Below are 2,808 nucleotides of genomic sequence, written 5' to 3'. Positions count from 1 at the left end.
AAAAGAGAAGAAGGGATTAATGTATATATTGAAGATAATAAATATATAGTTGATGGACCTTATATTGAAAAGCTTCTTCACTCTACTAATTTTGAGGATATTTATTCTTTGAAGTATTTCCAAGAAAATTTGAGAAAGAATAATGTTGTTGATAAATTAAAATCTCTTGGAATATCTGAAGGAGACAGTGTATTTATTTTAGGTTATGAATTTGAATTTTTTGAATAGAGGTATTGATGATTACAGGTAGACAAAGATCTTATTTAAAATCTTTAGCTAACACATTAAATCCACTTTTGCAAGTTGGTAAAAATGGTGTTACTGAAAATTTAATTAAACAAATAGATGAATTATTGGAGTATCATGAACTGGTTAAAATAACAGTTCTGAAAAATTCTCCTGTGTATGCAAGAGAAATTGTTGAAGAAATACTTGAGCAAACGGGAGCGGAGTTTGTTCAGCAAATAGGAAACAAACTTACAATTTATAGGGAATCAAAGGAAAATAAAAAAATAGAATTATAATGAAAAAATATGGAATAATGGGAGGAACATTTAATCCTATTCATTTTGGTCATTTAATGATTAGTGAATATATCAGAATTGAGATGGAGCTTGATAAAATAATTTTTATTCCTACAGGCAATCCTCCACACAAAAAAACTATTGATGCAAAATTTAGATTTGAGATGACTTCTATAGCAATAGAAGATAATGAAAATTTTATGATTTCGGATATAGAAACAAATAAAATTGGTAACAGTTATAGTATAGATACTGTTAAGCAGCTTAAAAATAAACTTGACGGTAAATTTTACTTTATAATAGGCTCAGATACATTGTTTCAATTAAGAACATGGAAAAAATTTGATGAACTTTCAGAAGAAGTTGAGTTTATATGTGCTGTAAGACCGAATTATACAGCTTCTGAAGATTTGAGAAAAGAACTTAAAGAATTAGAAAAATATAATGCAACAGTTCATGTTGTAGAAACTCCACTTTATGAAATCTCATCTACTGATTTGCGAAATAGATTTAAATTAAATAAAAGTGTTAAGTATTTAGTTCCTGATAATGTTATAATATATATTAATGATAATAAACTTTATAGAGGCTGATATGCAAGAAAATAAAGATAAGATAATAGCTCTTATAGGGCAAAAAAGATATGAACACTCTCTAAGAGTTATGGATGTTGCTATAGAACTTTCAAAAATTTACGGAGAAGATAAAAGAAAAGCTGCCATTGCGGGATATTATCATGACTGTGCAAAGATTAAAAATGTAGATTTATTGCACAGTAAATGCATAGAATATGGTCTTAAACTTACACATGATATGAAGATGAATCCTCAGATAATACATGGGCACCTTGGGGCATTAATTGCTAAAGCGGATTACGGTATTGAAGATGAAGATATTTTAAATTCGATAAGATGGCATACAACAGGAAGAATAGGGATGAGTCTTTTAGAAAAGATAGTGTTTATTGCAGATTATATTGAACCGGGAAGGAATTTTCCTGAAGTTGAATTGGCAAGAACTCTTGCACGAACAAATATTAATAAAGCTGTATATTTCAGTTTAAATAATACTATAATACATCTTTGTAATTCTAATAGTTATATAGCGACAGATACATTACTTGCAAGAAATTATATATTGGAGATTGAAAATGAAACAATTTTTTAAATCATTTTTACTTACTTTAATTTTAATAGTATTTTTATTTTTAGGTTCTACATTATACTTTATATTAAAGAATCATGTAGAAAAGCCGGGTGATTTTTTTAAAGAAATTATAAGTTCTAATGATAACATAACATTTTTGCTGTTAGGGGTAGATAGTTTAAATATTGATAAGGCTCAAAATACACGTTCAGATACAATTATGCTTGTAAATGTAAATTTGGAAAGCGGAAAAGTAAATTTAATTTCTATACCTAGGGATACTTATGCGAATATAGAAGGACATGGAAAGCAAAAAATTAATCACTCTTATAATTATGGCGGTGCTGATCTTACACTTAGTACGGTAAATAATCTTCTTGGAACTAATATAGAAAATTATATAGCAGTTGATTATAAATTTGTAAAAGATATTGTAAATATAATAGGTGGAGTAAATGTTGATGTTCCGATGGATATGGATTATGAAGATTTGTGGGCAGATCCTCCGTTGAAAATACATCTAAAACAGGGAATGCAAAAGCTTAAAGGTGATGAAGCAATTCAATTTTTGAGATTTAGGAAAGGATATAAAAATCAAGATTTAGGAAGAGTACAGGCGCAGCAACAGTTTGTTTCTTCATTTATACAAAAAGCAAAGTCGCCTGCAACATTTGTAAAATTTCCTATATTTTTAAGAAGTTATGATAAGTATACAAAGAGTAATATTCCTTTTTCTAAAATAGTTAAGATTGGACTTAATGTTAGAAAGTATTCGGCAGAAAATATAGAGACCATGACAGTACCCGGAAATGCGGGATATAAGAATAAAATCTCTTATTTCTTTGTAGATAAAAATGAAATGGATGCTATTTTGGTAAATTTAGGATTAAAATAAGGAGGAGTTATGGAAAATAAGAAGTTGGATATAATTGTAAAATCGTGTGAAGATAAGAAGGGAACAGATATAAAGGTTCTTGATATCAAAGGTCTTAGTTCAATAGCCGATTATTTTGTAATAGTTAGCGGTAATTCTTCTAATCAGGTTAATGCTCTTGCAGATGAAATAGAAGATAAGATGAGTGAAGAAGGATATGAACTTTCAAATAAGTCGGGAAAAAATTCTATGAGATGGATTTTG

At 28.3% G+C, this 2,808-nt stretch carries 6 protein-coding genes; all 6 read left to right on the top strand.

The annotated features are described in order from the left end of the window. Positions 1–228 (top strand): Obg family GTPase CgtA (gene cgtA / locus HMPREF0629_RS05565; RefSeq protein WP_039856681.1); only part of this gene is annotated, 228 nt, incomplete at its 5' end. Positions 229–236: 8 nt separating this feature from the next. Then, on the top strand, positions 237–524 hold the full coding sequence (gene yhbY / locus HMPREF0629_RS05560; RefSeq protein WP_009222367.1) for a ribosome assembly RNA-binding protein YhbY: 288 nt from the start codon (positions 237–239) through the stop codon (positions 522–524). Beyond that, positions 524–1,117, top strand: coding sequence for a nicotinate-nucleotide adenylyltransferase (gene nadD / locus HMPREF0629_RS05555; RefSeq protein ID WP_036728494.1), 594 nt, complete (start codon positions 524–526; stop codon positions 1,115–1,117). Before yhbY ends, nadD begins: the two co-directional genes overlap by 1 nt. A gap of 1 nt (position 1,118) precedes the next feature. Continuing rightward, positions 1,119–1,691 (top strand): bis(5'-nucleosyl)-tetraphosphatase (symmetrical) YqeK, encoded by a 573-nt coding sequence (yqeK, locus tag HMPREF0629_RS05550; RefSeq protein ID WP_036728497.1) that lies wholly within the window; start codon positions 1,119–1,121, stop codon positions 1,689–1,691. Continuing rightward, positions 1,675–2,565, top strand: coding sequence for an LCP family protein (locus tag HMPREF0629_RS05545; RefSeq protein ID WP_009222366.1), 891 nt, complete (start codon positions 1,675–1,677; stop codon positions 2,563–2,565). Before yqeK ends, HMPREF0629_RS05545 begins: the two co-directional genes overlap by 17 nt. Positions 2,566–2,574: 9 nt before the next feature. Then, positions 2,575–2,808, top strand: a 234-nt coding sequence (gene rsfS, locus HMPREF0629_RS05540) for a ribosome silencing factor (RefSeq protein WP_009222365.1), incomplete at its 3' end; no start/stop codon positions are given.

It is taken from the genome of Peptoniphilus sp. oral taxon 386 str. F0131 (assembly GCF_000090945.1).
GTDB classification, from domain to species: domain Bacteria; phylum Bacillota; class Clostridia; order Tissierellales; family Peptoniphilaceae; genus Anaerosphaera; species Anaerosphaera mikwangii.
This window is presented reverse-complemented; position numbering and strand designations above follow the sequence as displayed.

Coding starts and splice junctions, on each gene's coding strand:
- HMPREF0629_RS05545 (WP_009222366.1), top strand. CDS start 1,675: ATGAAACAATTTTTTAAATCATTTTTACTTACTTTAATTTTAATAGTA.
- yhbY (WP_009222367.1), top strand. CDS start 237: ATGATTACAGGTAGACAAAGATCTTATTTAAAATCTTTAGCTAACACA.
- yqeK (WP_036728497.1), top strand. CDS start 1,119: ATGCAAGAAAATAAAGATAAGATAATAGCTCTTATAGGGCAAAAAAGA.
- nadD (WP_036728494.1), top strand. CDS start 524: ATGAAAAAATATGGAATAATGGGAGGAACATTTAATCCTATTCATTTT.